Consider the following 19,984-nt stretch of genomic DNA (forward strand, 5'->3'; position numbering starts at 1 on the left):
TCGGCCCCCCGCCGCCCGCCTGCCTCGTCCCCCGCATGATGCCCGCCCGGGGGCCGCTTGACCACCGAGCCGCCCGTGGCCACCTCTGACGGCGCGGGCCCGCACCGGCTCGCTCACGCCTTCGCCATCCGGCATGGCCGGATACCGGCCGTTTCTGGGTACACGCGAGGTAGGCGGGGATCAGGCGCTCAGGCAGAGGGCGGTCGGTATGGAAGAGGTCGCCCGGAACGGGGACCGGCGGACGGACCGAGCCGGACCCGTCATCGCCTCGGCCGCGTACGAGGGCAGCCCCGCCGACATCGCGGCGGCCCGTGAGCTGGCGCGCACGTTCCTGAACCGGGTGCAGGACGACCACGGCCTGCCGGTGTCGGAGCGGGTGATGGGCGTGGTCCAGCTGGTGGTCAGCGAGCTGGTCACCAACGCCTGCAAACACGCACCCGGGCCGTGCCTGGTCGATCTGGAGCTGTCCGGGGACGGCGTCGGGATCACGGTCTGGGACACCGCGCCCGTGCTGCCCGTCGCCAAGGCCGCCGATCCGGGCCGGGTGGGGCAGCATGGGCTTGAGATCGTGATGGCCGTGTGCCAGGGCTTCGAGGTGCACCGGGAACCGGTCGGCAAGCGGATCACCGCGTCCGTGGTGCTGGCCGACGACCCCGGGGGAGACGTGGCCGGCCGCGCCCCGGTGTGACGACCGGTGTCCGGCCGACGCCTCCGGTCCGGCGCCTCGACGGCACGGCGCGCGCCCCGACCGACTGGCAGAGGAGAAGCGGCGTATGGGTGAAACGGACGTCTCCCGGCCTGGCCGGGGCCGGCCCCTGGCCGGCGCCGGCTCGTCACCCACCAGCCTGCTCGACCTGCTGAGCGTCGCCGCGGTGGTGCTGGACACGAACGGGCGCGTGGTCTTCTGGAGCCCCCAGGCGGAGGAGCTGTTCGGTTACACCGCGGACGAGGCGCTGGGCCGGTTCGCGGCGCGCCTGCTGGTCCACGAGGAGCACTGGGACGAGGTCATCACGCTGTTCGCCGAGGTCATGGAGTCCGGCACCGACTGGGCGGGGGCCTTCCCGATCCGGCACAAGGACGGCAGCACGCGGCTGGTGGAGTTCCGCAACATGCGTCTGCTCGACGACCTCGGCGACACCTACGCCCTGGGCCTGGCCGTGGACCAGGCGACCGTGGCGCGGGTGGAGCGGGGCGTCGCCCTCTCGGCACGCCTGGTGACCCAGTCCCCGATCGGCCTGGCCATCCTCGACACCGATCTGCGCTACCTGACCGTGAACCCCGCCCTCGAACGCATGCACGGCCTCTCCGCCGCCGAACAGGTCGGCCGACGGGTCCGCGACGTCCTGACCTTCCTGGACGCCGAGGCCGTCGAAAACTGTCTGCGCCATGTCCTTCAGACCGGGGAGCCGGTGACCGACCAGCACGTCATCGGCCGCCCCGACGCCGACCCGCACCGCGAGCACGCCTGGTCGGCGTCGTACCACCGGCTGGAGGACGCCTCGGGCCGGGTGCTCGGCGTGGTCACGTCCGTCATCGACATCACCGAGCGGCACGAGGCGACCCTTGCCGCGAACCGGGCCCGGAACCGGCTGACCCTGATCGCGAACGCCTCCGCCTCCATCGGTACGACCCTCGACGTGGAGCAGACGGCGCACGAGCTGGCCCGGGTCGTCGTCCCGGACCTGGCCGACATGGTGTTCGTGCACGTTCTCGACAGCGTCCTGCGCGGGCGCGCCCCGTCCGTCACCGGTCCCGCCCGCTTCCGGGCCGTGGCCACCGCGGGGGTCCACGCCTGCGAGGCCGTGCACACGGCCGAACCGCCCGGGAAGGTCGCCGCCTACGACAGCGACCGCCTGCTCACCCGGTGCGTGCGCACCCGCCGGCCTGTACGGGTGGCCGAGTGCACCCGCCAGGACCTGCGGCGGATCGCCCACACCAGTGAGGCCGCCTCCCTCCTGGAGACGACCGGGGTGCACTCCTACCTCGCCGTGCCGCTGCTGGCCCGCGGCGAGGTCCTGGGAGCGCTGAGCCTCGCGCGCGTGGGCACCCCCGCGCCCTTCGACGAGGACGACACGCTCCTCGCCTGCGAGCTGGCCGGCCGTGCCGCGACCTGCATCGACAACGCGCGCTGGTACCAGAGCGCGCGCGACACCGCCCTCACCCTCCAGCGCCGCCTGCTCCCGCAGCTGCCGTCCCGCCTGCCCGGCCTGACGATCGCCAGCCGCTACCTGCCGGCGGGAGCCGTCAGCGAGATCGGCGGCGACTGGTTCGACGCCATGCACCTCCGGGGGGACAGGACCGCGCTGGTCGTCGGGGACGTGATGGGCAGCGGCATCAACGCCGCCGCCAGCATGGGGCAACTGCGCAGCGCCACCCGCGCGTTCGCCGGACTCGACCTCGACCCGGCGGAAGTGCTGCGGCAGCTCGACCGCCTCACCGAGGACGTCGAGCACACCATCGCGACCTGCGCCTACTGCCGGTACGACCCCGGGCAGGGCCAGTGCCGCATCAGCCTCGCCGGTCATCTGCCCCCGGCCCTCGTCCGGGCGGGCCGGCCGGCGCGGCTCCTCGAGCTTCCGTCCGGTGTGCCGCTGGGCGTCGGCGGCACGGCGTTCGAGACGACGGCGTTCGACTTCCGCCCCGGTGACCAGCTCGCTCTCTACACCGACGGGCTCGTCGAAACCCGCTGCGACCCGATCGACACCCGTCTCGGCACCCTCCTCGAAGCCCTGACCGCGACAGCCGGCCAGGATCTCGAACAGACCTGCGACAGCGTCCTGGAGAGGCTCCGGCCTCCGGGAGGCGACGACGACGTGGCCCTGCTCGTGGCCCGCGCCGAGGGCTGAAGGGTCGGCCCGCCCATGCCGGCAGGCGCTCGCCGGCCTCCGGCGCCCGCAGCCGGCCGAGGGACTCCTCCTCCAGCCGGCGGACCCGCTCCCGGGTGAGTCACCTCAGGGGCCTGGAGTACGTCGGCGGCGGGGACGAGATCGCCGACCACGGTCTCACCGGTGTCGTCCACGGGTGTGTCGGGACCGAGGGTGTGCCGCCGACACGGCGCAGCCAGAGCGCCCCGCCTCCTCGCCGAATCCGCTCTCGATCTCCTGGCGGATCCACCAGGTGGCGTACGTGGAGAACGTGAAGCCCTCGGTGTGGTCGAACTGCTCCACGGTCCGGATGAGCCCGAGGTTGCCCTCCTGGGTTACGTCGAGCAGGGGCACGCCGCGGTGAGCAGGGGGCGCGGCGGTCTGGGCCAGGTACCGGCCCAGCGGATCGGGTTCGTCCCCGGTCTCCGGCACCCTGCTCCGCGCACGTGCGGAGCGGGCGGTGGGACGGAGGCGCTCTCGGGAATCCGCGACCGCCCCGCGACAGCGGCGTTTCGGCCAACCGCGTCCCCGGCCCTTCCCTTGCCGGACAAGGGCCGTGCACCTCGCGTGTTCCGGGACCCGCTCCGTACGGCGGTTCGCGGTCCGTCCGAAACACGTGTGTTGGATGTCGCGGCCCGGTCGTTGAACCCGGCGACCCACCCGGACGACCAGCCGTCGAGGCCGGGGGAAAGGAGACACCGTGAGCCGTGTCTGGCTCCCGCCCGAGCAGTACGCCGAGCAGTTGATGAAGGCCACCGGATTCGCCTGCGTCCATTTCACCGACGAGCGGGACCGGCCCGTCCAGCTCCGTTCCCTGTACAGCCCCGCGCATCCCTGGCAGATGCCCGGCGGCACGATGGAGCCCGGTGAGCGGCCCTGGGAGACGGCTGTGCGGGAATGCCACGAGGAAACCGGCATCACGGTGAGCGGCCCGCCACGACTGCTGGCCGCGGTCTACGGACTGCCCGGGGAGGAATGGCCGTACAGCACCATGGGCCTGGTCTTCGACGGCGGCCGCCTCAGCGACGCGCAGCTCCGGGGCATCACCCTCGACCCGGAGGAGCACGACGAGTTCCGCGTGCTGCCGCTTGAGGCGTGGCGCCCACTGATGCCGGCCCAGGACTTCGCGCGTCTGAACGCCGTGACGAGGGCCCGCCGCACGGGCGTGGCCGAGTATTTCGACACCTGGGACTGGGGGGAGGCGTGAGCAGCGAGGCCGGGCGACGGCCGGGCCCGTGGGCGGGCACCGTGCTGCCCGGTCCGCCTTCCGTCTCGCGTACCCGGACGACGTAGCCCTCCGGGCCGGCGGACTGCCGGCCCGGAACGCCGCCACGGCAACATGGGACCCCCGGCAGTCCGCGTGCGGGCGACCTCGCCGGTTCGGCGGCGGCCGTGGGCGTCCGGGAGACGCCGGGGAGGCTCGGTCGGGCCGGCCACCGGGTCCCCGCGTCCGCTCCCGGCCGGTCCCGGTGGTGCGAGCTGCCTCTCGACGAGGCCGTGGGCCGCCTCCTCGCGCACGCTGGGGAGGCCCGCCCCGAGATCGTCGTCACCCCGCGTCCGCTACACCCGCGTCACCCTTGGTCAGGCCGTCCCGTGAGCGCGGTGAAGCGGTCCACGTCGATGTTGCCGCCGGACGCGATGACACCGATCCGCCGGGGCGGGCTGTCGACGCGTCCGGCCAGCAGGGCAGCCAGGGGCGTTGCGCCGCTCGGCTCCAGGACGATCTTCAGGCGTTCGAAGGCGAAGCGCATCGCGGTGACGATCTCGGCGTCGCTGACGAGGGCGATGGCGTCGACCAGGCGCTGGTTGAGGGGGAAGGTGATCTCGCCCGGGGTGGCCAGGGCCTGTCCGTCGGCGATGGTGCGCGGGACCGGGACGGTGACCCGTGTGCCGGCCTCCAGGGAGCGCTTGGTGTCGTCGCCGGCCTCCGGCTCGACGCCGATGACGCGCGTGCCCGGGTGCAGCGCCTTGGCGGCGGTGGCGCTGCCGGCGATGAGGCCGCCACCGCCCACCGGCACGAGGAGGGCGTCCAACGGGCCGGTCTCCTCCAGGAGTTCCAGTGCGGCGGTGCCCTGGCCGGCGATGACGTGGGGGTGGTCGTAGGGCGGGATCAGGGCGAGACCGCGGTCCTCGGCCAGGGCGTGGCCGAGCGCGGTGCGGTCCTGGGTGTAGCGGTCGTACGTGACGACCTCCGCCCCGTATCCGGCGGTCGCCTCCCTCTTGGAGCGGGGGGCGTCCTCGGGCATCAGGATGACAGCCGTGGTGCCCAGTTCCCGGGCGGCCAGCGCGACGGCCTGGGCGTGGTTGCCGGAGGAGTAGGCCGCGATGCCCTTCGCCAACCGGTCCCGGGGCAGCTGGGCGGCGGCGTTGTAGGCGCCGCGGAACTTGAAGGCGCCGATCCGCTGGAAGTTCTCCGCCTTGACGAACACCTCCGCCCCGACCAGTGAGTTGAGCGTGCGGGAGGTGAGGACCGGGGTGCGGTGGGCGATGCCTTCGAGGCGGGCGGCGGCCTCGCGGACATCGGCGAACGTGACGGGCGGAGCGGCGGTGGCCATGGGTGTCCTCGGAGTGTCCGTGACGGGCGGGGGGACGGGGGAGATGTGCGGGGCGGGCGGGGCGGACGGACGGACGGGGGCGGGCGGGGTCACCAGCCGGTGACGCGCGGCCAGTACGCCTCGATACCGGGCGCGGGCGGTCGCGTGCCGCCGGAGCCGTCGACGACGTGGTAGCCCTGGTGCTGGGCGGCGGTGGCGCACGCGTGGTTGGGCAGGACGCGCAGGCGGGTGCCGATGGGCAGGTCGGGCAGGGCGGCGCCGTCGCGGGCGGTCAGGGTGCCGTGCTCCTGGCTGGCGGCCGTCATGACCAGGCCCGGGATCGGCGTGCCGGACAGGTCGGCGACCAGGCCGTAGCCCTGGTCCTGCGGCTGGACGGCGGTGCCGCGGTCGCGGGACATGGCCATCCAGCCGCCGTCGGTGACGATCCAGCCGTACTCGGGACGGTGGCCGATCACGGTGACCACGACCGACAGGGCGAGGTCGTCCAGCTCGCAGACGCCGAGTCCGGCCATCACCAGGTCGAAGAAGACGTAGTTGCCCGCGCGGAGTTCGGTGACTCCGGTCAGGTCCTCGGCGGCGTGGGCGGTGGGGGTGGAGCCCACGCTGACGGTGGGCACGGGCAGACCTGCCGCACGGAGCCGTTCCGCCGCGGCGACCGCGGCATCGCGTTCGTTCCGCGCCGCCTTGCGCCGTTCCCCGGCGGTGTAGCAGAAGTACGACTCGCCCGCGTGGGTCAGTACGCCGTCCAGGCAGCCCGCGTCGTGCAGGATGCCGGCGATGCCGGTGAGCCCCGGGGCGTCGGGCTTGAGGCCGCCGCGGTGGCCGTCGCAGTCGATCTCGATCTGGGCGGGAAGGACGGTGCCGGCCTCCCGCGCGGCCGCGGCGACGAACGTCGCCTGCTCGGTGCTGTCCAGCAGGACGCGCAGGGTGACACCGCGGCGCACCAGGGCGACGACGCGCGGGAGTTTGTGCGGTTCGATGCCGACGGCGTAGGTGATGTCGCGGCAACCGGCACCGGCGAACGCCTCGGCCTCGGCGAGCGTGGAGACCGTGACGGGGCCGGGGGCGCCGTCGTGCAGGAGGGCGGCGGCGTCCAGGCTCTTGGCCGTCTTCACATGGGGGCGCAGGGTGACGCCGAGGCGGTCCGCCCGTGCCCGCAGACGGGCGGCGTTGCGCCGCACCCGGTGCACGTCGACCACGGCGAACGGGGTGTCGGGGTCCGCCAGGCTCGGGGCGGCGGGGGAGGGCCCGGCGGGGGCGGACGGAACGGGGACGGACCCGGTCGTCATGGGCAGGTGACCTCTCACTTCGCGTAGTTGTAGACCGTGGCCCGGGACACGCCCAGCAGGTCCGCGATGGTCTGAGCGGCGTCGCGCGAGTCGAAGTAGCCGTCCCGCTGGAGCTGCCGTACGAGGGCCTTCTTGTCCTCCCGGCTCAGCGAGCGGGGTGTGGCGGCGCGCTCGGCGGCCCGGGCCTCCACCGCCTGGCGCAGCTCGCGTGCGGCACGGTCCCGCAGGGACTCCAGGGGCCCGTCACGGTGCTCGGTGTCCGTGGCCACCAGATGGGACAAGGTCAGGGTGACCGGGGACAGGACGGACACGTCCAGGTTCAGGCAGAGTGCCGCGATGTACTCGCCGGCCGCGTTCTTGATGCCGATGGAGGTGCTCTTCGCCGGGCGGCCGTCGGGGAACCGGTTGGGATAGTTCTGGATGACGCTGGGGTACTGCGGATCGGCTATGCGGGCCAGGCCCAACTCGGTCGCGGAATCGCCCACCTGACGGCCAGACAGGTTGTTCTCGATCGCGCGGATCGCGTGGTCCGGATGCCTCAGGTCGTGCAGCACCACCTCGCACAGACCGGGGAACATGCGGCCCAGCGCGACGGCGATCTTCTCGGCCTCCCGGATGAGGTGTTCGTCCGCGCCGTCCCCGTCCGAGCCGTCCCCGTCCGCGCCCCCCTCGACCACGCCATCCTCCATAGACTCGCCGTCCATCTCTGGAATTCGAGTCTAAGGAGGGGGATGTGGTGGGTCAACCGTGATCACTCGTGATCGGATGGAGGGGCCGAGCACGGCACCAGCTTCCGTTCCACCGAGGGGGACACATGACCGACCGGTACGGCGCGGCACACCGGTTGTGGCTGCGCAGCTTCCACCAGGCGGCACCGGGCGCGCCCAGGCTGCTCTGCCTGCCGCACGCCGGCGGCTCCGCGAGCTTCTACGTCCCCGTCTCCAAGGCACTGTCGCCCGCGGTCGACGTGCTCGCGGCGCAGTACCCCGGCCGGCAGGACCGCCTCGCGGAAACCCCGGCGGGCTCCGTGCGGGAACTCGCCCAAGGGGTGTTCCGCGCGCTGGACGAGGGGGACGGCACACCTCTGGCGCTGTTCGGGCACAGCATGGGCGCCCTGGTCGGCTTCGAGCTGGCCCGGCTCCTGGAGGCCGCCGGGCGGCCTCCCGCGGTGGTCTTCCTCTCCGGCCGCCGGGGACCGTCCCTGCACCGGACCGAGACCGTCCACGAGGGCGGCGACGCACGGCTGATCGAGGAGGTCGGCAGGCTCGACGGCACCGACACCGCCCTGTTGCAGGACAAGGAGCTGCTGGAGATGATCCTGCCCGCGCTGCGGGCCGACTACCGCGCCGTGGAGACCTACCGGCGCGCTCCCGGACCGCGGCTGCACTGCCCCCTCGTCGTGCTGACCGGCGACGCCGACCCCCGCGTCACCCCCGAGGAGGCCCGGGCCTGGGACCAGGAGACCGACGGCCCGTTCGAGCTGCACGTGTACCCCGGCGGCCACTTCTACCTGACGGCGCAGCAGCAGGCCGTCGTGGACCGGATCGAGGCGACGCTGCGGCGGCTCGGTCCCGGCGGCCAAGCGGCGTCCTGAGCCCGCCGCCGTAGGCACCGGGGGGCGCGGGGCGGTACCGGTGCACCGGCGCCGCCCCGCGGCGGATGTGCGTCAGCCGAGGACCTTGGCGGACTCGATGACCACGGGCTCGGTGGGGACGTCCTGGTGGCCGTGGCGGCTGGCCGTCTTCACCGCCTTGATGGAGTCGACGACGTCCCGGCCCTCGGTGACCCTGCCGAACACGGCGTAGCCCCAGCCGGCCGGGCTCTTCGCCGAGTGGTTGAGGAAGGCGTTGTCCGACACGTTGATGAAGAACTGCGCCGTCGCGGAATGCGGGTCGTTCGTCCGCGCCATCGCCACGGTGTAGTTGTCGTTCTTCAGTCCGTTGTCGGCCTCGTTCTGAATCGGCGCCCGGGTGGGCTTCTGGTCCATGTCCGGAGTGAAGCCGCCGCCCTGGATCATGAAGCCGTTGATCACCCGGTGGAAGATCGTGCCGTCGTAGTGGCCGCCCCGCACGTACGACAGGAAGTTCTCGACGGTCTCGGGCGCCTCGGCGTCGTTCAGTTCCAGCACGATCCGGCCGACGTTGGTGTTCAGCTCGACTGTCGACATCGGACATCTCCTTGTTCCGGCGGGGCCTGCCCCCGTTCACGCTACGGAATACACGACCACGGGGCACAGGGACGCGCCGCAGCACCCCGTGGTGCGCACGGCCATCCGTCCGGGTCATGCGTCAGGACAGCCGGGGTGTGTCGTCGGGGACCGGAGGCAGGGCCAGATGGGCCAGATCGCCCGGCCGCGGACTGGTCACCGGCCACAGCGGAGCGGCCTTTCCGTCGGCGAGCGCGGCCGGCGCGTCGGTGAGGTTCATGCGCTGACGCAGCCGCCCGTAGAAGTCCATCGGACCGAGCCGGACCGCCTTGAGCCGGCGCGGTGCGGCGTACACGCCGATCCAGTCGCCGGGGCTCAGCACCCCGCGCAGCTGGCCGTCGATGCTGACCGCGGCCTGGCCCGACCGTTCCAGCACCCGCAGCGCGATGGGCTCGTCCGGCGCGGCCACCACCGAACGGTTGAAGACCATGTGCGGCGCGACCGGGGTGAACACGAGGGCGTCCGCCCGAGGCGACACCACCGGACCGCCCGCGGCGAAGCTGTAGGCGGTGGACCCGGTAGGCGTGGCCACCAGCAGGGCGTCGGCCGAGTAGGAGGCGAGCAGCCGGCCCGCCAGATAGACCCCGACCGACACCTGCCGGTCCCGGGCCAGCTTCTCCAGGACCACGTCGTTCAGTGCGGTGACGTGCAGGGCGACACCCCAGTCGTCGCCCGCCTCGCACTCCCCGCGCACCTGCGGCGGGGGGAGCAGCGGCCCCCGCCCGTACCGCAGCAGCGTCTCCATCTGCTCCGGCACCTCCAGCCGGCACGACGCCCGCATGGTGAGGAGCATCCGGCTCTCGACGTTGATCCGCTCCTCCCGTACGGCGTCCAGCGCGTCCCGCACCGCCGTGGCGGGGACCTCCGTGAGGAAGCCGACCCGGCCCAGGTCGACACCGAGCACCAGGGCGTCGTTCTCGGCCGCGAGCCGCGCACCGCGCAGGAACGTGCCGTCGCCGCCCAGGGTGACGATCAGGTCGGGGTCGCCCGCGCTGTCGACCTCCTCGCGGGCGCTGTGCCGCGCCCCCTCCTGCCACACGTCGATGTCCGCGCATCCCACCCCGTGCTCGGCGCACCACGCGCGCACGGCCCGCGCGGCCGTCTCCGCCTCGGCGCGTCCGCCGTGCACGACCAGGCCGACACGGTTCACCGTCATATCCGCCCACCGCCTCCCAGCCGGTTCCTGCCGGGCGCCATCCTCACCGCGGACCGCGCCGGCCCGGCGGACGCCACGCCGCCGCAGCCGGCCCACGGCCGTCCGCGCCCATCCGGCGCCGGTCCTGTGCCCGGCCTTCCGTGTACCTCCTGCGCCGTCCGTGTACCTCCTCCGGTTCCCGCCTACCTCGTGACTTTCCGTGCGCCACCTGACTCTCCGTGCGCCTACTGACGTTCCGTGCGCTGCCCGTTAACAGGCGTCACAGGTGTCACCCCCGACACACCGGGGAACCCGCTGCCCGGCGTCCGTCCGTACCGATGAGCCCGGCGCCGCGTTCTCACCGGCGAGCACCGGCGCCCTGGCGGACGCCCGGACCACGCACCGAGGACAACCGGGGACATGCCATGCGCGACCGACACAGCACCCGCGTCACCGCGGCGGCCCTGGCCGCCGTCGCCGCGACCCTGTCACCGGCGGCCGCCCAGACGGCGGGCGCCACCTCGGCGGAGGCGGCCCCGACCGGCACGGCCCCCGCTTCCAGGACGCCGGCCTGCGCACCCGAGTCGCTGGAGGCGACGGCGTACCGGGCCGCCCACCGGCCCCCGGGTACGGGCACGGGAGCGGTGGTCGTCCAGTTCACCAATGTCTCCGCGCGGGCGTGCGTGGTGCGGGGCCACCCGACGGTGGCCGTGGCCGGCAACGGTTCCCCGGCGCGCAACCTCCCGCTGCGAGCGACCCGCACGGGCGTCGCGGCCCTGGTGCGGGTCGCACCGGGCGGCAAGGCCTGGGTGAAGCTGACCTTCGTCCAGGTGCAGGGCGAGGCGGACGGGTACTGCGTCTCCGGCGCCACGCCCTCCGTCTTCCCCACGCTGGTGGTCGGCCTGCCCGGCGCCGGGAAGCATCAAGTCGCCCTCGTGGACGGGGAGATCGCCGAGTGCGACAACACGGTCGCGGTGACGGCGGTGTCGGCGACGCGCCCCTCCTGAGCGCGCTCTCTTCCACCCGCCGGCCGTACCGCCCGTCACGGGACGACGTGGCCGCGTCCCGGGATCGCATGTCCCGTCAGCCGGCCGGTGGACGGCCGCGGGCTGACCGGCGATCAGCAGGCGTGGAGCGGGCCTCGGTCCGTCGCGGTGTGATCTCCTCCCTTGCGGTTGCCGCGCCGCTGCTGTGAGTCTCCCGTCGAACGATTTTCCGAGGAACTGTTATCGGAACCGCGCCGAGCGGTCTCCCGGGTAACGGACAGCATCGTTCGGCGTCGAGGACAGGGAAGCTCTGATGAGGACACAGCACACGGCGGACGCGGCGGCACTGGTGAACGCCGCCCGAGCGGGAGACCCGGCGGCCCAGGACGCCCTGGTCGGCGCCTACCTGCCGCTGGTGTACAACATCGTGGGGCGCGCCCTGAACGGTTCGGTCGACGTCGACGACGTGGTCCAGGAGACCATGCTCCGGGCCCTCGGCTCGCTCGGTGACCTGCGGACCCCGGAGAGCTTCCGCTCCTGGCTCGTGGCCATCGCGATGAACCGGGTCCGGGCGCACTGGCAGGACCGCCGGCTCGCCCCGGACGCCGTGGAGGAGAGCGGCGAGGTCGCCGACCCCGGCGCCGACTTCGTCGACCTGACCATCGTCCGCCTCCAGTTGTCCGGCCAGCGCCAGGAGACCGCGCGGGCCACGCGCTGGCTGGAGCCGGACGACCGGGAGGTGCTCTCGCTGTGGTGGCTGGAGTGCGCCGGTGAGCTGACGCGGGCGGAGGTCGCCGCGGCCCTCGCGGTGTCCCCGCAGCACACGGCGGTACGGGTGCAGCGGATGAAGGCGCGGCTGGAGGCGGCCCGGGTGGTGGTACGGGCGCTGGACACGCGGCCCGCGTGCGGGGAACTGCGCGCCGTGCTGGCCTCCTGGGACGGTCTGCCCTCCGCCCTCTGGCGCAAGCGAATAGCCCGGCACGCCCGTGAGTGCACGCGCTGCGGCGGTCTGTGGAGCGGCCTGCTGCCGGCGGAGGGGCTGCTGGCCGGACTGGCGCTGGTCGCGGTGTCGTCGACGCTCCTTGCGACGACACGCTCGGCGACGGCCACCCTGACCGCGACCACCGCGACCACCGCGACCACCGCGACCACCGCCACGACCGCGACCGCCCCTCAGCCGGCCCACGGGGGCCTGGGCACCAACGCGGGTGCCGGCGGGCCGGGTCAGGGCACCACCGGGTCGGACGGGGGTGCGGCCGGGTGGGGGCACGGGGCGACGGGACCGGGTCATGGCGCCACCGGGGCGGGGCATGGCGCCGTGAGGCCGGACCGGGGGGCCTTCGGGGCGCATGGGGGTGGTTTTGGGTCGGAGGGGGGTGCCTTCGGGCCGGACCAGGGGGCAGTTGGGTCGGGTCACGGGACCTTCGGGCCGGATCGGGGGGCCTATGGGCCGGATCGCGGGGCCTTCGGCTCCGACCACGGGCCCTTGGCATCCGGCCAAGGACCCGCGGGGCCGGACCGGGCCACCGCCACCGGACCGGATCACGCGGCCCCCGGACGGAGTGCGGGCGGCGCCGAGCCGGAGCCGGGCGGTGCCCAGGCGGACGCCGGCAGCACCGGAGCGGGCGCCGGCGGCAACGACCCCGCCGCCCCCGTCGGACTCCGGGCGGCCTCCCGTCGTCGTACGAGCGGGCGCGGCGAGGCGCGGCGACGGCGGCGGGCCCGGCGCCGGGCCGTCGGGGGTGCCGTGGTGGCCGCCTGTGTGGCCGGCGGCGGCCTCTGGTACTTCGGTACCGGTTCCGGACCGGCGGGCACCAGGGAGGCGACCGCCGCGCAGACGCCCGGCGCCCCCGCCGTGGACCTCGCGGAACCCAGCGCCGTCGCGACCTCCTCGCCGCCCTCGGCGTCCGCGTCGCCGTCCCCGACCCCGTCCCCCGCGAAGAAGAAGCCCAGCGCCTCCAAGAGCCCCCGTCCGGCGCCGAAGAGCACCACTCCCCGGGCCGAGCCGGCCGTGCCCACGACTCCGCGCGCCTCCCGTACCCCGCAGGCGCAGCCGGCGCCCACCGGCACGGTGGCCCAGGTGGTCGCGCTCGTGAACGAGGAGCGCGCGGCCGCCGGATGCGGCCCGGTCACCGAGGACCCCCGACTGGACAAGGCCGCCCAGGGCCACGCCGACGACATGGCCGCCCGCGGCTTCTTCGACCACACCGACCCGGACGGCGCGGGCCCCGGCGAGCGCATCACCGCGGCGGGCTACCGCTGGTCCACGTACGGCGAGAACATCGCGAAGGGCCAGCAGACCCCGCAGGCGGTGATGGACTCCTGGATGAACAGCCCCGGCCACCGCGCCAACATCCTCAACTGTGCGTTCAAGAACATCGGCGTGGGCGTCCACGACGGCTCGGGCGGCCCCTGGTGGACCCAGGCCTTCGGCGCCAGGCTCTGAGCCCGGCCCATTCCGTCCCCGGTCCCAAACTGTCTCCCGGCGTCACGCCGGCCTCGGCACGCCGCCCGCCGCCCGCCGCCGGCCGGTGGTCAGCGGGCGGAGGTCGGCGGGCCGGCGCTCAGCGGGACGTGCCGAAGTCCTGGGTCCAGTAGCTGCCGGGCTGTGCGAGACCGACGCCGATCTCCTTGAAGCCGCAGTTGAGGATGTTGGCCCGGTGACCCGGGCTGGACATCCAGCCGTCCATGACCTGCTGCGCCGTGCCGTAGCCGTAGGCGACGTTCTCGCCGTAGCTGCTCCAGGTGTAGCCGGCCCGTGTGATGCGGTCGCCCGGGGACGAGCCGTCGGATCCGGTGTGCGACATGTTCTGGTGGGCCGCCATGTCGTCGCTGTGGGCCTGCGCGGCCTTGGTCAGCGTCGAGTTGAGGGCCAGGGGCTGGCAACCGGCCTTGGCCCGCTCGGTGTTCACGAGCTGCACGATCTCCGCGGTGACGCCGGACGCCGTGGCGGTGGGCGCCGGGCTGCTCGGCGCGGCCGGGGCCGCGGAAGCGGGGGCGGTCGAGGGGGCCGCGGAAGCCGGGGCGGTCGTGGCGGTGTCCGCGGGAGCGGTGGCGGCAGGGGCGGCGGGAGCGCTGGGCGCGGTGGTCCGCCAGGCCTTGTGGGCCAGGCCCTTCTTCTGCGACGGCGCTTTCTTCTTGGCGTGCCAGGGCGTGCTCGGCCGGGTCGTCGCTCGCGCCGTGGACCGGGAAGTGGACGGCACGCTGGTCTCCGGGGCGGTGGTCAGAGGCGCCCCGGTGACGTACGCGTTGCTGTCGTGATCTCCGGACGCGCTCTGCCAGTGCCCCACGGGTGCGCTCGTCGCGGTGGACTGCGCCGGGTCGTCCGTGCCGGACGGCCACTCGGAACAGGCCAGGGCGACGGAGGGCACGCCCACGGCGCCGATGGCGGCAGCGGTGACGACTATTCGCCGGTAGTGCTTGGTCTTGCGGTGCTGGCCCATACGTCAACCTCACTCGGTGATCGCGGAGCGCTCATTCTCAAGACGGCTTCGCACCGAGTGCAAAGGGCCCTTCTACTATCGCTTCTCGTAGGCTGACGCGGCCCTTGTCAGACGGGCCGAGAGATGCCGACTTCGCGAGCGCGACGTTTGCGCGGCGCTGTCGGACCGTCAGAAGCGCGGTGTCGGCGGGTGATGGGGCGAGGTGCCGAGCGGTGCGTGCGCCATCACCCGAACCACCGCGCACGCCCCCGGCAAGCCGGACAAATCCCATATGTCGTGGGAGCCGTACCTACTATTCGCCCCGCCTAGTCGACGACACGCCTGTGGCGGATGTCACTTCAAGGGGTCGCGTCGGAGACAAGCGGCTGTGTCGGGTGCGGGCGTCGTGCTGTCACTGGGCCCGCACCGGCCGCCCTGGGCCCCGCCACCTTTGCCGTCACCCTCGCCCGGGTGGAGAGCGATTCCCCTCGCGACTGACATACCGTCATCCCGACCGGTCGCCCCCGTCTTCCCCGGCATCGGCGCGGCGCCCGCGCGCGGCGGCCGGAGCGGAAAGTCTCCGGCCGCCGCGCACCCGTGTCCGGGCGCCGTCACTCGTTCTGGAAGACGGCCTTGCTGACCTCGGCGGGATTCTCGAACTCCTTCTTCCCGAGGTGGGAGATCCGTTCGGTGATCTCCTTGGGCGCGTGGTTGTTCTCGGCGACCTTCCGAAGCTGGTCGGAAGTGGCCGGGTAGTCCGCGCCCGACAGGGCTTTCTGCAGGTCAGGTGGGGTGATACCCGCCATGGCTCCTCCAGGCGGTGAGTTGGTTCAGGATCATCGGACCGGCGCCGCATGCTGCGCCGGACTGGTCAGGTACCCATCCGATGGAAGCGGATTCAGAGATTCCGTGGGTGATGGGTCCCGCGTCGCGCGGGTACCCGGGGCGCCGGAACAGCCGGCACGCGTGAGACGACCGAGGACACACGATGAGCGAGAACACCCCTTCCCAGGCCGAGGGCGAACGGGAGCCGGACGCTCCCGAGGCCGAACAGCCGCCCCGCACCACTCCGTCACAGGCGGAAGGAGAGGACCCCGACGAGGAGCGGACGGACGGGGTCACCGACGAGAGCGACGGCGACGCGTAGGGAGGCGTCATGGGCGTGGCACACACCAGCGTTCCCGAGGTGCTGGACGCGCTGAAGGACGTGACCTACCCGGCCGGCAAGGACCGGCTGGTCTCGGCCGCGCGGCAGGCGGGAGCCTCCGAGGAGGTCGTCAAGGCCCTGCGCGGCATCCCCGCCGAGGAGTACACCAACCGCGCGGACGTGGCGAGGTCGGTCCGGGTGGACCCGGACTCGGACCTCGGCACCGACGCCGCCCAGCGGGCGGAACAGGCACGGCGGGGCGGCAAGCCGGGGCTCTCCCAGCACCTGCGGGAGGAGCCGAAGACCCCGATCCAGGAGGAGTTCGACCGCTGACCGGTCGAACCCGGCTTGCCCCGCCCCCGAGGGCACACCTAGCGTGATCGAACACGTACGGACAGGCAGGGCAGGTGGCTCGGCGATGACGCATCCGCACGACCCTCTCGACGGCGGAGCCACCGGCCCCCTGGACGGAGGAGCCCCCGGCCCCGTGGACGGCGGAGCCACCAGCCGTCCCCTCCAGGTGGAGACGCACGGGCTCGACGTGATCGCGGACGCGGAGCGCCGGGGCGTCCCGCGCTCCCTGTTCTGGCCCTGGTTCGGGGCCAACGTGTCCGTCCTCGGGCTGAGCTACGGCGCCTTCGCGTTCGGCTTCGGCATCTCCTTCTGGCAGGCCCTCGTCTCCGGCGTGCTCGGCATCGCCGTCTCGTTCCTGCTCTGCGGTTTCATCGCGGTCGCCGGAAAACGCGGCTCGGCCCCCACCATGGTGCTCAGCCGGGCGGCCTACGGCGTGCGCGGCAACCGGCTGCCCTCCGCTGTCTCCTGGATGCTGACCGTCGGCTGGGAAACCGTCCTCATCGCGCTCGCGACGCTGGCGACCGCGACCGTCTTCGACAGCCTGGGCTGGGGCGGCGGCACCGAGACCATGGCGGTCGCCCTCATGGTGGTGGCCGCGCTGACCGTCGTCGGCGGCGTCATGGGCTTCGACCTGATCATGCGGCTGCAGACCTGGATCACCGTGATCACCGGCGTGCTCACGATCGTCTACGTCATTCTCGTCGCCGACCACATCCACTGGAGCACCGTCGGCGCGATCCCGGCGGGCTCGGCGCAGCAGTTCATCGGCGCGCTGGTGTTCATGATGACCGGCTTCGGCCTCGGCTGGGTCAACGCCGCCGCCGACTACTCCCGCTATCTGCCCCGCGACTCCTCCAGCCGGGGCGTGATCGGCTGGACCGCCTTCGGCGGCTCCCTGGCCCCGCTCGTCCTGCTGGTCTTCGGCCTGCTGCTGGCCGGTTCCTCCGCGGAGCTGAGCAAGGCCATCGCGGCCGACCCGATCGGGGCGCTGGCGACGCTCCTGCCGACCTGGTTCCTGGTGCCGTTCGCCGTGGTCGCGGTCCTCGGCCTGGTCGGCGGCGCCGTCCTCGACATCTACTCCTCCGGCCTGGCCCTGCTCTCCGCCGGCCTGCGGGTGCCCCGCTATCTGGCCGCGTTCTTCGACGGTGTGCTGATGATCGCCGGCGCGGTCTACATCGTGTTCTTCGCCGGCACCTTCCTCGGCCAGTTCAAGGGCATCCTCACCACCCTCGGCGTGCCCATCGCGGCCTGGGCCGGCGTCATGCTCGCCGACCTGGCCCTGCGCCGCCGCGACTACGACGACGGTGACCTGTTCCGCCCGCACGGCCGCTACGGCGACGCCCCCCTCCGCCCGCTGGTCCTCACCCTGGCCGCCACGGCCGTCGGCTGGGGGCTGGTCACCAACAGCGCCGCGCACTGGCTGACCTGGCAGGGCTACCTGCTGGGGCCGTTCGGCCTCGGTGGCAGGACCGGTGCCTGGGCCTACGCCAACCTGGGCGTCCTCGTGGCCCTGGCCCTCGCCTTCCTCGGCACGCTGCTCCCGGGCCGGGCCCGGGTCCGCTCCCAGGAGGCCCGGGAACCGAGCCCGGCGCTCGACGAGGGGGTGCTGAACACGTGAGCGCGGCACGCCCCGGCGAACGGGCCCGTGCCGAAGTCCCGGGCATCTCGCCGTCATCGGCATGACGCGCGTCTTCGCCGACCCGGCGAGCCCGGCACCGTGAGCGCCGACGGACGGGTTCCCCCGACCTCGCGGACCACCTCGTAGACGCCGCCACCTTCGGCGGACGGCCCCCGGACGCCGGCGCAGGCGTCCCCTGCGGTGTAGGGCGCGCGGCAGCCCGAACTGACGCCGGCGAGCACCAGGCGGTGAGCGGCTGCCCCGCGAGCTCCCAGGACGAGCACCCTCCGCATCAGGTGCCCTTCACCTGGTCCCCGCGGCGCTCACCTGGCCTTTTCACGTCCGTCGCCCGCTCCACCGCCCCGTCACCGGACCTCCCGCCGATCCCCGCGCATGCCGGGAACCCCACCGGGTACGCGAGGCGGGAGCCCGGCCGGGCGGCAGTCCGCCCGGACGGCCCGTACGACCACCGCCTACCTGGGGACCAGCCATGGAGACACCCGCACACGAAGCCCAGCCGACGCCGGCCCAGCAGGCACTGGACGCGCTGGCCGAGAACGCCGAGGACCAGGCCGCCCTGGACACCCTCGCCCACAGTGACGTGCTCGTCCCCGTACCGGACGACGCGGTGGACGGAGAGGGCGCCGACGCCTCGACGGTGGCGCTGCCCGTCCTGGAACAGCCCGGGGGTGACCCGGTCGTCCCGGTGTTCACCACGGAGGGCGAGATGGCCGAGCTGCTGCCGTTCGTCTCGCGCTACCGGCTGATCCCGCTCGGCGCGCTCGCCGCCCAGTGGCCCGAGGGAGACCTCTCCCTGGCCATCGACGGCAGCTCCGCGCACGGGCTGACCCTCACCTCACAGGGAGTGCGCACCCTGCTGGCCCGGTGATCCGACGCCCCTGAGGGGCGCGAGCCCGGCGCGCGTCCACACACCGGGCGCCCCGGGCACGCGCGGACCCGGGCGTCCCGGTCCAGGATGGCCGGAAGTGCTCCCCGGCGCCGGTGGTCACCGGTCTTCCCGCGGGAAGATCCCCACGGGGGACGAGTCGGGCGAGCGCGAAGGAGCCGATGGTCGTGAAGGTCGTCCTGCTGGGCACCGCCGCCGGGGGCGGCTTCCCGCAGTGGAACTGCGCCTGCGCGCTCTGCGCCGCCGCCCGGGACGGCAGGCTGCCCTCCCGCACACAGGACTGCGCCGCCGTTACCGGCAACGGCCGCGACTGGTGGCTGCTGAACGCGTCCCCCGACCTGCGGACGCAGCTCGCCGCCACCTGGGCCCTGTGGCCCGGCCCCGGCCCCCGGGACACCCCGGTGCGCGGAGTGCTGCTCACCGACGCCGAGGCCGACCATGTGACCGGCCTGTCCGAGCTGCGCGGGGCGGCGGGCCTGAAGATCTACGCCGCGCCCCCGGTCCGTGCCGTCCTCGCCCCCGCCCGCGCCGCGCTGGACCGCTACGCCCCCTGGGAGTGGGCCGACAGCCTGGCCGCCGGCGGCTTCGTGCTGGCGGGGGGACTGGTGGTGACCGCTCATGAGGCCGGGGTGAAGGTCCCGAAGTACGTACCGGACCAGGCGTCCACGGCGCCGGGGCCCTGGGTGACGGCGTACCGCGTCGAGGACCTGGCCACCGGGGGAGTGCTGGTGTACGCGCCCTGCGTCGGCGCCTGGAGCCCCGCCCTGGACGGGCTGTGCGCCGGGGCCGACTGCGTCCTGCTGGACGGCACCTTCTTCGCGGCCGACGAGATGGGCACCGCGGTGCGCTCCGGCGGCGGACAGGCCGCCATGGGCCACCTGCCGGTCACCGGGCCGCAGGGCTCCCTGGCCGCGCTGGCCCGGCATCCCGGCGCGCGCCGGGTCTACACCCACCTCAACAACACCAACCCGCTCCTCGACCCGGCCTCATCCGCACGCGCGCGCGTGGCCGAGTACGGCGTCGAGGTCCTGCCGGACGGGACGGAGCTGGAGTTCTAGGCGGCCGGTTCCCCGCTGTGGGTCCCGCGCCGCCGGCCTTCCTGCCCGGCCAGCATCCGCCGCAGGACCGTCCGCTGCACCGGCAGCACCTCGGCGTGCAGCGCCCGGCCCTTCGCGGTGAGCGCCACCCACACCCCGCGCCGGTCCTCCGCGCACACCGAGCGCTCCACCAGGCCGTCCTTCTCCAGCCGGCCGATGAGCCGGGACAGCGCGCTCTGGCTGAGGTGCACCCGGCCGACCAGGTTCTGCACCCGGCACTGGTCACCCTGCCGGGGCGACTGTGCCGCCAGGATGTCCAGCACCTCGAAGTCGCTGGCGCCCAGACCGTGCGGATGCAGGGCGCGGTCGATCTCGCACATCGTGCGCGCGTGCACCGCGAGGATGTCCCGCCAGCGTTCTTCGAGCCGGGTCTCGGCCGTCGTGCCTGCCATACCCGCACGGTA

General features: G+C 73.8%; 19 protein-coding genes and 1 pseudogene. 11 read left to right on the plus strand and 9 right to left on the minus strand.

Annotation, left to right across the window (positions count from 1 at the left end):
* Nucleotides 1-208 precede the first annotated feature (208 nt).
* The gene (locus AB0947_RS26695; protein WP_366752856.1) at nucleotides 209-688 is read left to right on the plus strand and encodes an ATP-binding protein; all 480 of its coding nucleotides are present in this window, start codon (nucleotides 209-211) and stop codon (nucleotides 686-688) included.
* An 85-nt stretch (nucleotides 689-773) separates the two neighbouring features.
* Nucleotides 774-2,846 carry a SpoIIE family protein phosphatase gene (locus AB0947_RS26700; protein ID WP_366752857.1) on the plus strand — a complete coding sequence of 691 codons (2,073 nt, stop codon included), beginning with the start codon at nucleotides 774-776 and terminating at the stop codon, nucleotides 2,844-2,846.
* 10 nt (nucleotides 2,847-2,856) lie between these two features.
* Here the strand turns inward: AB0947_RS26700 and AB0947_RS26705 are convergent.
* Nucleotides 2,857-3,296, minus strand: a pseudogene (locus AB0947_RS26705) (sigma factor); the annotation flags it as partial.
* A 268-nt stretch (nucleotides 3,297-3,564) separates the two neighbouring features.
* Here AB0947_RS26705 and AB0947_RS26710 point away from each other — a divergent pair.
* Complete coding sequence (locus tag AB0947_RS26710) at nucleotides 3,565-4,071, plus strand: NUDIX hydrolase (protein ID WP_366752858.1); 507 nt, start codon at nucleotides 3,565-3,567, stop codon at nucleotides 4,069-4,071.
* Between the two features lie 364 nt (nucleotides 4,072-4,435).
* Here the strand turns inward: AB0947_RS26710 and AB0947_RS26715 are convergent, their stop codons facing one another.
* From AB0947_RS26715 to AB0947_RS26725, 3 genes are all read right to left on the minus strand, one after another.
* Nucleotides 4,436-5,419, minus strand: coding sequence for a threo-3-hydroxy-L-aspartate ammonia-lyase (locus AB0947_RS26715; protein WP_366752859.1), 984 nt, complete (start codon nucleotides 5,417-5,419; stop codon nucleotides 4,436-4,438).
* A gap of 89 nt (nucleotides 5,420-5,508) precedes the next feature.
* Nucleotides 5,509-6,708, minus strand: a complete 1,200-nt coding sequence (locus AB0947_RS26720; protein WP_366752860.1) for an alanine racemase — start codon at nucleotides 6,706-6,708, stop codon at nucleotides 5,509-5,511.
* 14 nt (nucleotides 6,709-6,722) lie between these two features.
* Entirely contained in the window at nucleotides 6,723-7,397 is a 675-nt protein-coding gene (locus AB0947_RS26725) for a PAS domain-containing protein (RefSeq protein WP_366753046.1), read from the minus strand.
* A gap of 125 nt (nucleotides 7,398-7,522) precedes the next feature.
* Between AB0947_RS26725 and AB0947_RS26730 the strand changes: the two genes are divergently transcribed.
* Nucleotides 7,523-8,302: an alpha/beta fold hydrolase gene (locus AB0947_RS26730; protein ID WP_366752861.1), complete on the plus strand. Its 780-nt coding sequence runs from the start codon at nucleotides 7,523-7,525 to the stop codon at nucleotides 8,300-8,302.
* A 72-nt stretch (nucleotides 8,303-8,374) separates the two neighbouring features.
* On the opposite strand, the gene AB0947_RS26735 is transcribed toward AB0947_RS26730, so the two are convergent.
* Nucleotides 8,375-8,875, minus strand: coding sequence for a peptidylprolyl isomerase (locus AB0947_RS26735; protein ID WP_366752862.1), 501 nt, complete (start codon nucleotides 8,873-8,875; stop codon nucleotides 8,375-8,377).
* Between the two features lie 121 nt (nucleotides 8,876-8,996).
* Entirely contained in the window at nucleotides 8,997-10,070 is a 1,074-nt protein-coding gene (locus AB0947_RS26740) for an NAD(+)/NADH kinase (protein ID WP_366752863.1), read from the minus strand.
* Between the two features lie 404 nt (nucleotides 10,071-10,474).
* Between AB0947_RS26740 and AB0947_RS26745 the strand changes: the two genes are divergently transcribed.
* Complete coding sequence (locus AB0947_RS26745) at nucleotides 10,475-11,056, plus strand: DUF4232 domain-containing protein (protein WP_366752864.1); 582 nt, start codon at nucleotides 10,475-10,477, stop codon at nucleotides 11,054-11,056.
* Nucleotides 11,057-11,348: 292 nt separating this feature from the next.
* On the plus strand, nucleotides 11,349-13,481 hold the full coding sequence (locus tag AB0947_RS26750) for a sigma-70 family RNA polymerase sigma factor (protein WP_366752865.1): 2,133 nt from the start codon (nucleotides 11,349-11,351) through the stop codon (nucleotides 13,479-13,481).
* A 118-nt stretch (nucleotides 13,482-13,599) separates the two neighbouring features.
* On the opposite strand, the gene AB0947_RS26755 is transcribed toward AB0947_RS26750, so the two are convergent.
* Nucleotides 13,600-14,478: a CAP domain-containing protein gene (locus tag AB0947_RS26755; RefSeq protein ID WP_366752866.1), complete on the minus strand. Its 879-nt coding sequence runs from the start codon at nucleotides 14,476-14,478 to the stop codon at nucleotides 13,600-13,602.
* 590 nt (nucleotides 14,479-15,068) lie between these two features.
* Entirely contained in the window at nucleotides 15,069-15,263 is a 195-nt protein-coding gene (locus AB0947_RS26760) for a DUF2795 domain-containing protein (protein WP_366752867.1), read from the minus strand.
* Nucleotides 15,264-15,445: 182 nt separating this feature from the next.
* Here AB0947_RS26760 and AB0947_RS26765 point away from each other — a divergent pair, with 182 nt between their 5' ends.
* The 5 genes from AB0947_RS26765 (at nucleotide 15,446) to pqqB (ending at nucleotide 19,541) form a co-directional block, all read left to right on the plus strand.
* On the plus strand, nucleotides 15,446-15,604 hold the full coding sequence (locus AB0947_RS26765; protein WP_366752868.1) for a hypothetical protein: 159 nt from the start codon (nucleotides 15,446-15,448) through the stop codon (nucleotides 15,602-15,604).
* A gap of 9 nt (nucleotides 15,605-15,613) precedes the next feature.
* The gene (locus AB0947_RS26770; protein ID WP_366752869.1) at nucleotides 15,614-15,937 is read left to right on the plus strand and encodes a DUF2795 domain-containing protein; all 324 of its coding nucleotides are present in this window, start codon (nucleotides 15,614-15,616) and stop codon (nucleotides 15,935-15,937) included.
* 85 nt (nucleotides 15,938-16,022) lie between these two features.
* The gene (locus AB0947_RS26775) at nucleotides 16,023-17,576 is read left to right on the plus strand and encodes a cytosine permease (RefSeq protein WP_366752870.1); all 1,554 of its coding nucleotides are present in this window, start codon (nucleotides 16,023-16,025) and stop codon (nucleotides 17,574-17,576) included.
* Between the two features lie 490 nt (nucleotides 17,577-18,066).
* A complete protein-coding gene (locus AB0947_RS26780) occupies nucleotides 18,067-18,465 on the plus strand; it encodes an SseB family protein (RefSeq protein ID WP_225811200.1) in 399 nt (132 codons plus the stop codon).
* A 179-nt stretch (nucleotides 18,466-18,644) separates the two neighbouring features.
* Complete coding sequence (gene pqqB, locus AB0947_RS26785; RefSeq protein WP_366752871.1) at nucleotides 18,645-19,541, plus strand: pyrroloquinoline quinone biosynthesis protein PqqB; 897 nt, start codon at nucleotides 18,645-18,647, stop codon at nucleotides 19,539-19,541.
* On the opposite strand, the gene AB0947_RS26790 is transcribed toward pqqB, so the two are convergent.
* A complete protein-coding gene (locus AB0947_RS26790) occupies nucleotides 19,538-19,972 on the minus strand; it encodes a MarR family transcriptional regulator (protein ID WP_366752872.1) in 435 nt (144 codons plus the stop codon). The two genes, pqqB and AB0947_RS26790, sit on opposite strands and share 4 nt — an antisense overlap.
* Nucleotides 19,973-19,984: the final 12 nt, after the last annotated feature.

It is taken from the genome of Streptomyces sp. NPDC047841 (genome assembly GCF_040704085.1).
Lineage (GTDB): Bacteria > Actinomycetota > Actinomycetes > Streptomycetales > Streptomycetaceae > Streptomyces > Streptomyces argyrophylli.

Excerpts from the sequence above, each read along its gene's own strand:
- AB0947_RS26770 (WP_366752869.1), top strand. The coding sequence starts at position 15,614 with ATGGGCGTGGCACACACCAGCGTTCCCGAGGTGCTGGACGCGCTGAAG.
- AB0947_RS26775 (WP_366752870.1), top strand. The coding sequence starts at position 16,023 with ATGACGCATCCGCACGACCCTCTCGACGGCGGAGCCACCGGCCCCCTG.
- AB0947_RS26735 (WP_366752862.1), bottom strand. The coding sequence starts at position 8,875 with ATGTCGACAGTCGAGCTGAACACCAACGTCGGCCGGATCGTGCTGGAA.
- AB0947_RS26700 (WP_366752857.1), top strand. The coding sequence starts at position 774 with ATGGGTGAAACGGACGTCTCCCGGCCTGGCCGGGGCCGGCCCCTGGCC.
- AB0947_RS26780 (WP_225811200.1), top strand. The coding sequence starts at position 18,067 with ATGGAGACACCCGCACACGAAGCCCAGCCGACGCCGGCCCAGCAGGCA.
- AB0947_RS26765 (WP_366752868.1), top strand. The coding sequence starts at position 15,446 with ATGAGCGAGAACACCCCTTCCCAGGCCGAGGGCGAACGGGAGCCGGAC.
- AB0947_RS26760 (WP_366752867.1), bottom strand. The coding sequence starts at position 15,263 with ATGGCGGGTATCACCCCACCTGACCTGCAGAAAGCCCTGTCGGGCGCG.
- AB0947_RS26750 (WP_366752865.1), top strand. The coding sequence starts at position 11,349 with ATGAGGACACAGCACACGGCGGACGCGGCGGCACTGGTGAACGCCGCC.
- AB0947_RS26790 (WP_366752872.1), bottom strand. The coding sequence starts at position 19,972 with ATGGCAGGCACGACGGCCGAGACCCGGCTCGAAGAACGCTGGCGGGAC.
- AB0947_RS26745 (WP_366752864.1), top strand. The coding sequence starts at position 10,475 with ATGCGCGACCGACACAGCACCCGCGTCACCGCGGCGGCCCTGGCCGCC.
- AB0947_RS26730 (WP_366752861.1), top strand. The coding sequence starts at position 7,523 with ATGACCGACCGGTACGGCGCGGCACACCGGTTGTGGCTGCGCAGCTTC.
- AB0947_RS26720 (WP_366752860.1), bottom strand. The coding sequence starts at position 6,708 with ATGACGACCGGGTCCGTCCCCGTTCCGTCCGCCCCCGCCGGGCCCTCC.
- AB0947_RS26695 (WP_366752856.1), top strand. The coding sequence starts at position 209 with ATGGAAGAGGTCGCCCGGAACGGGGACCGGCGGACGGACCGAGCCGGA.
- AB0947_RS26740 (WP_366752863.1), bottom strand. The coding sequence starts at position 10,070 with ATGACGGTGAACCGTGTCGGCCTGGTCGTGCACGGCGGACGCGCCGAG.
- AB0947_RS26725 (WP_366753046.1), bottom strand. The coding sequence starts at position 7,397 with ATGGAGGATGGCGTGGTCGAGGGGGGCGCGGACGGGGACGGCTCGGAC.
- AB0947_RS26755 (WP_366752866.1), bottom strand. The coding sequence starts at position 14,478 with ATGGGCCAGCACCGCAAGACCAAGCACTACCGGCGAATAGTCGTCACC.
- pqqB (WP_366752871.1), top strand. The coding sequence starts at position 18,645 with ATGGTCGTGAAGGTCGTCCTGCTGGGCACCGCCGCCGGGGGCGGCTTC.
- AB0947_RS26715 (WP_366752859.1), bottom strand. The coding sequence starts at position 5,419 with ATGGCCACCGCCGCTCCGCCCGTCACGTTCGCCGATGTCCGCGAGGCC.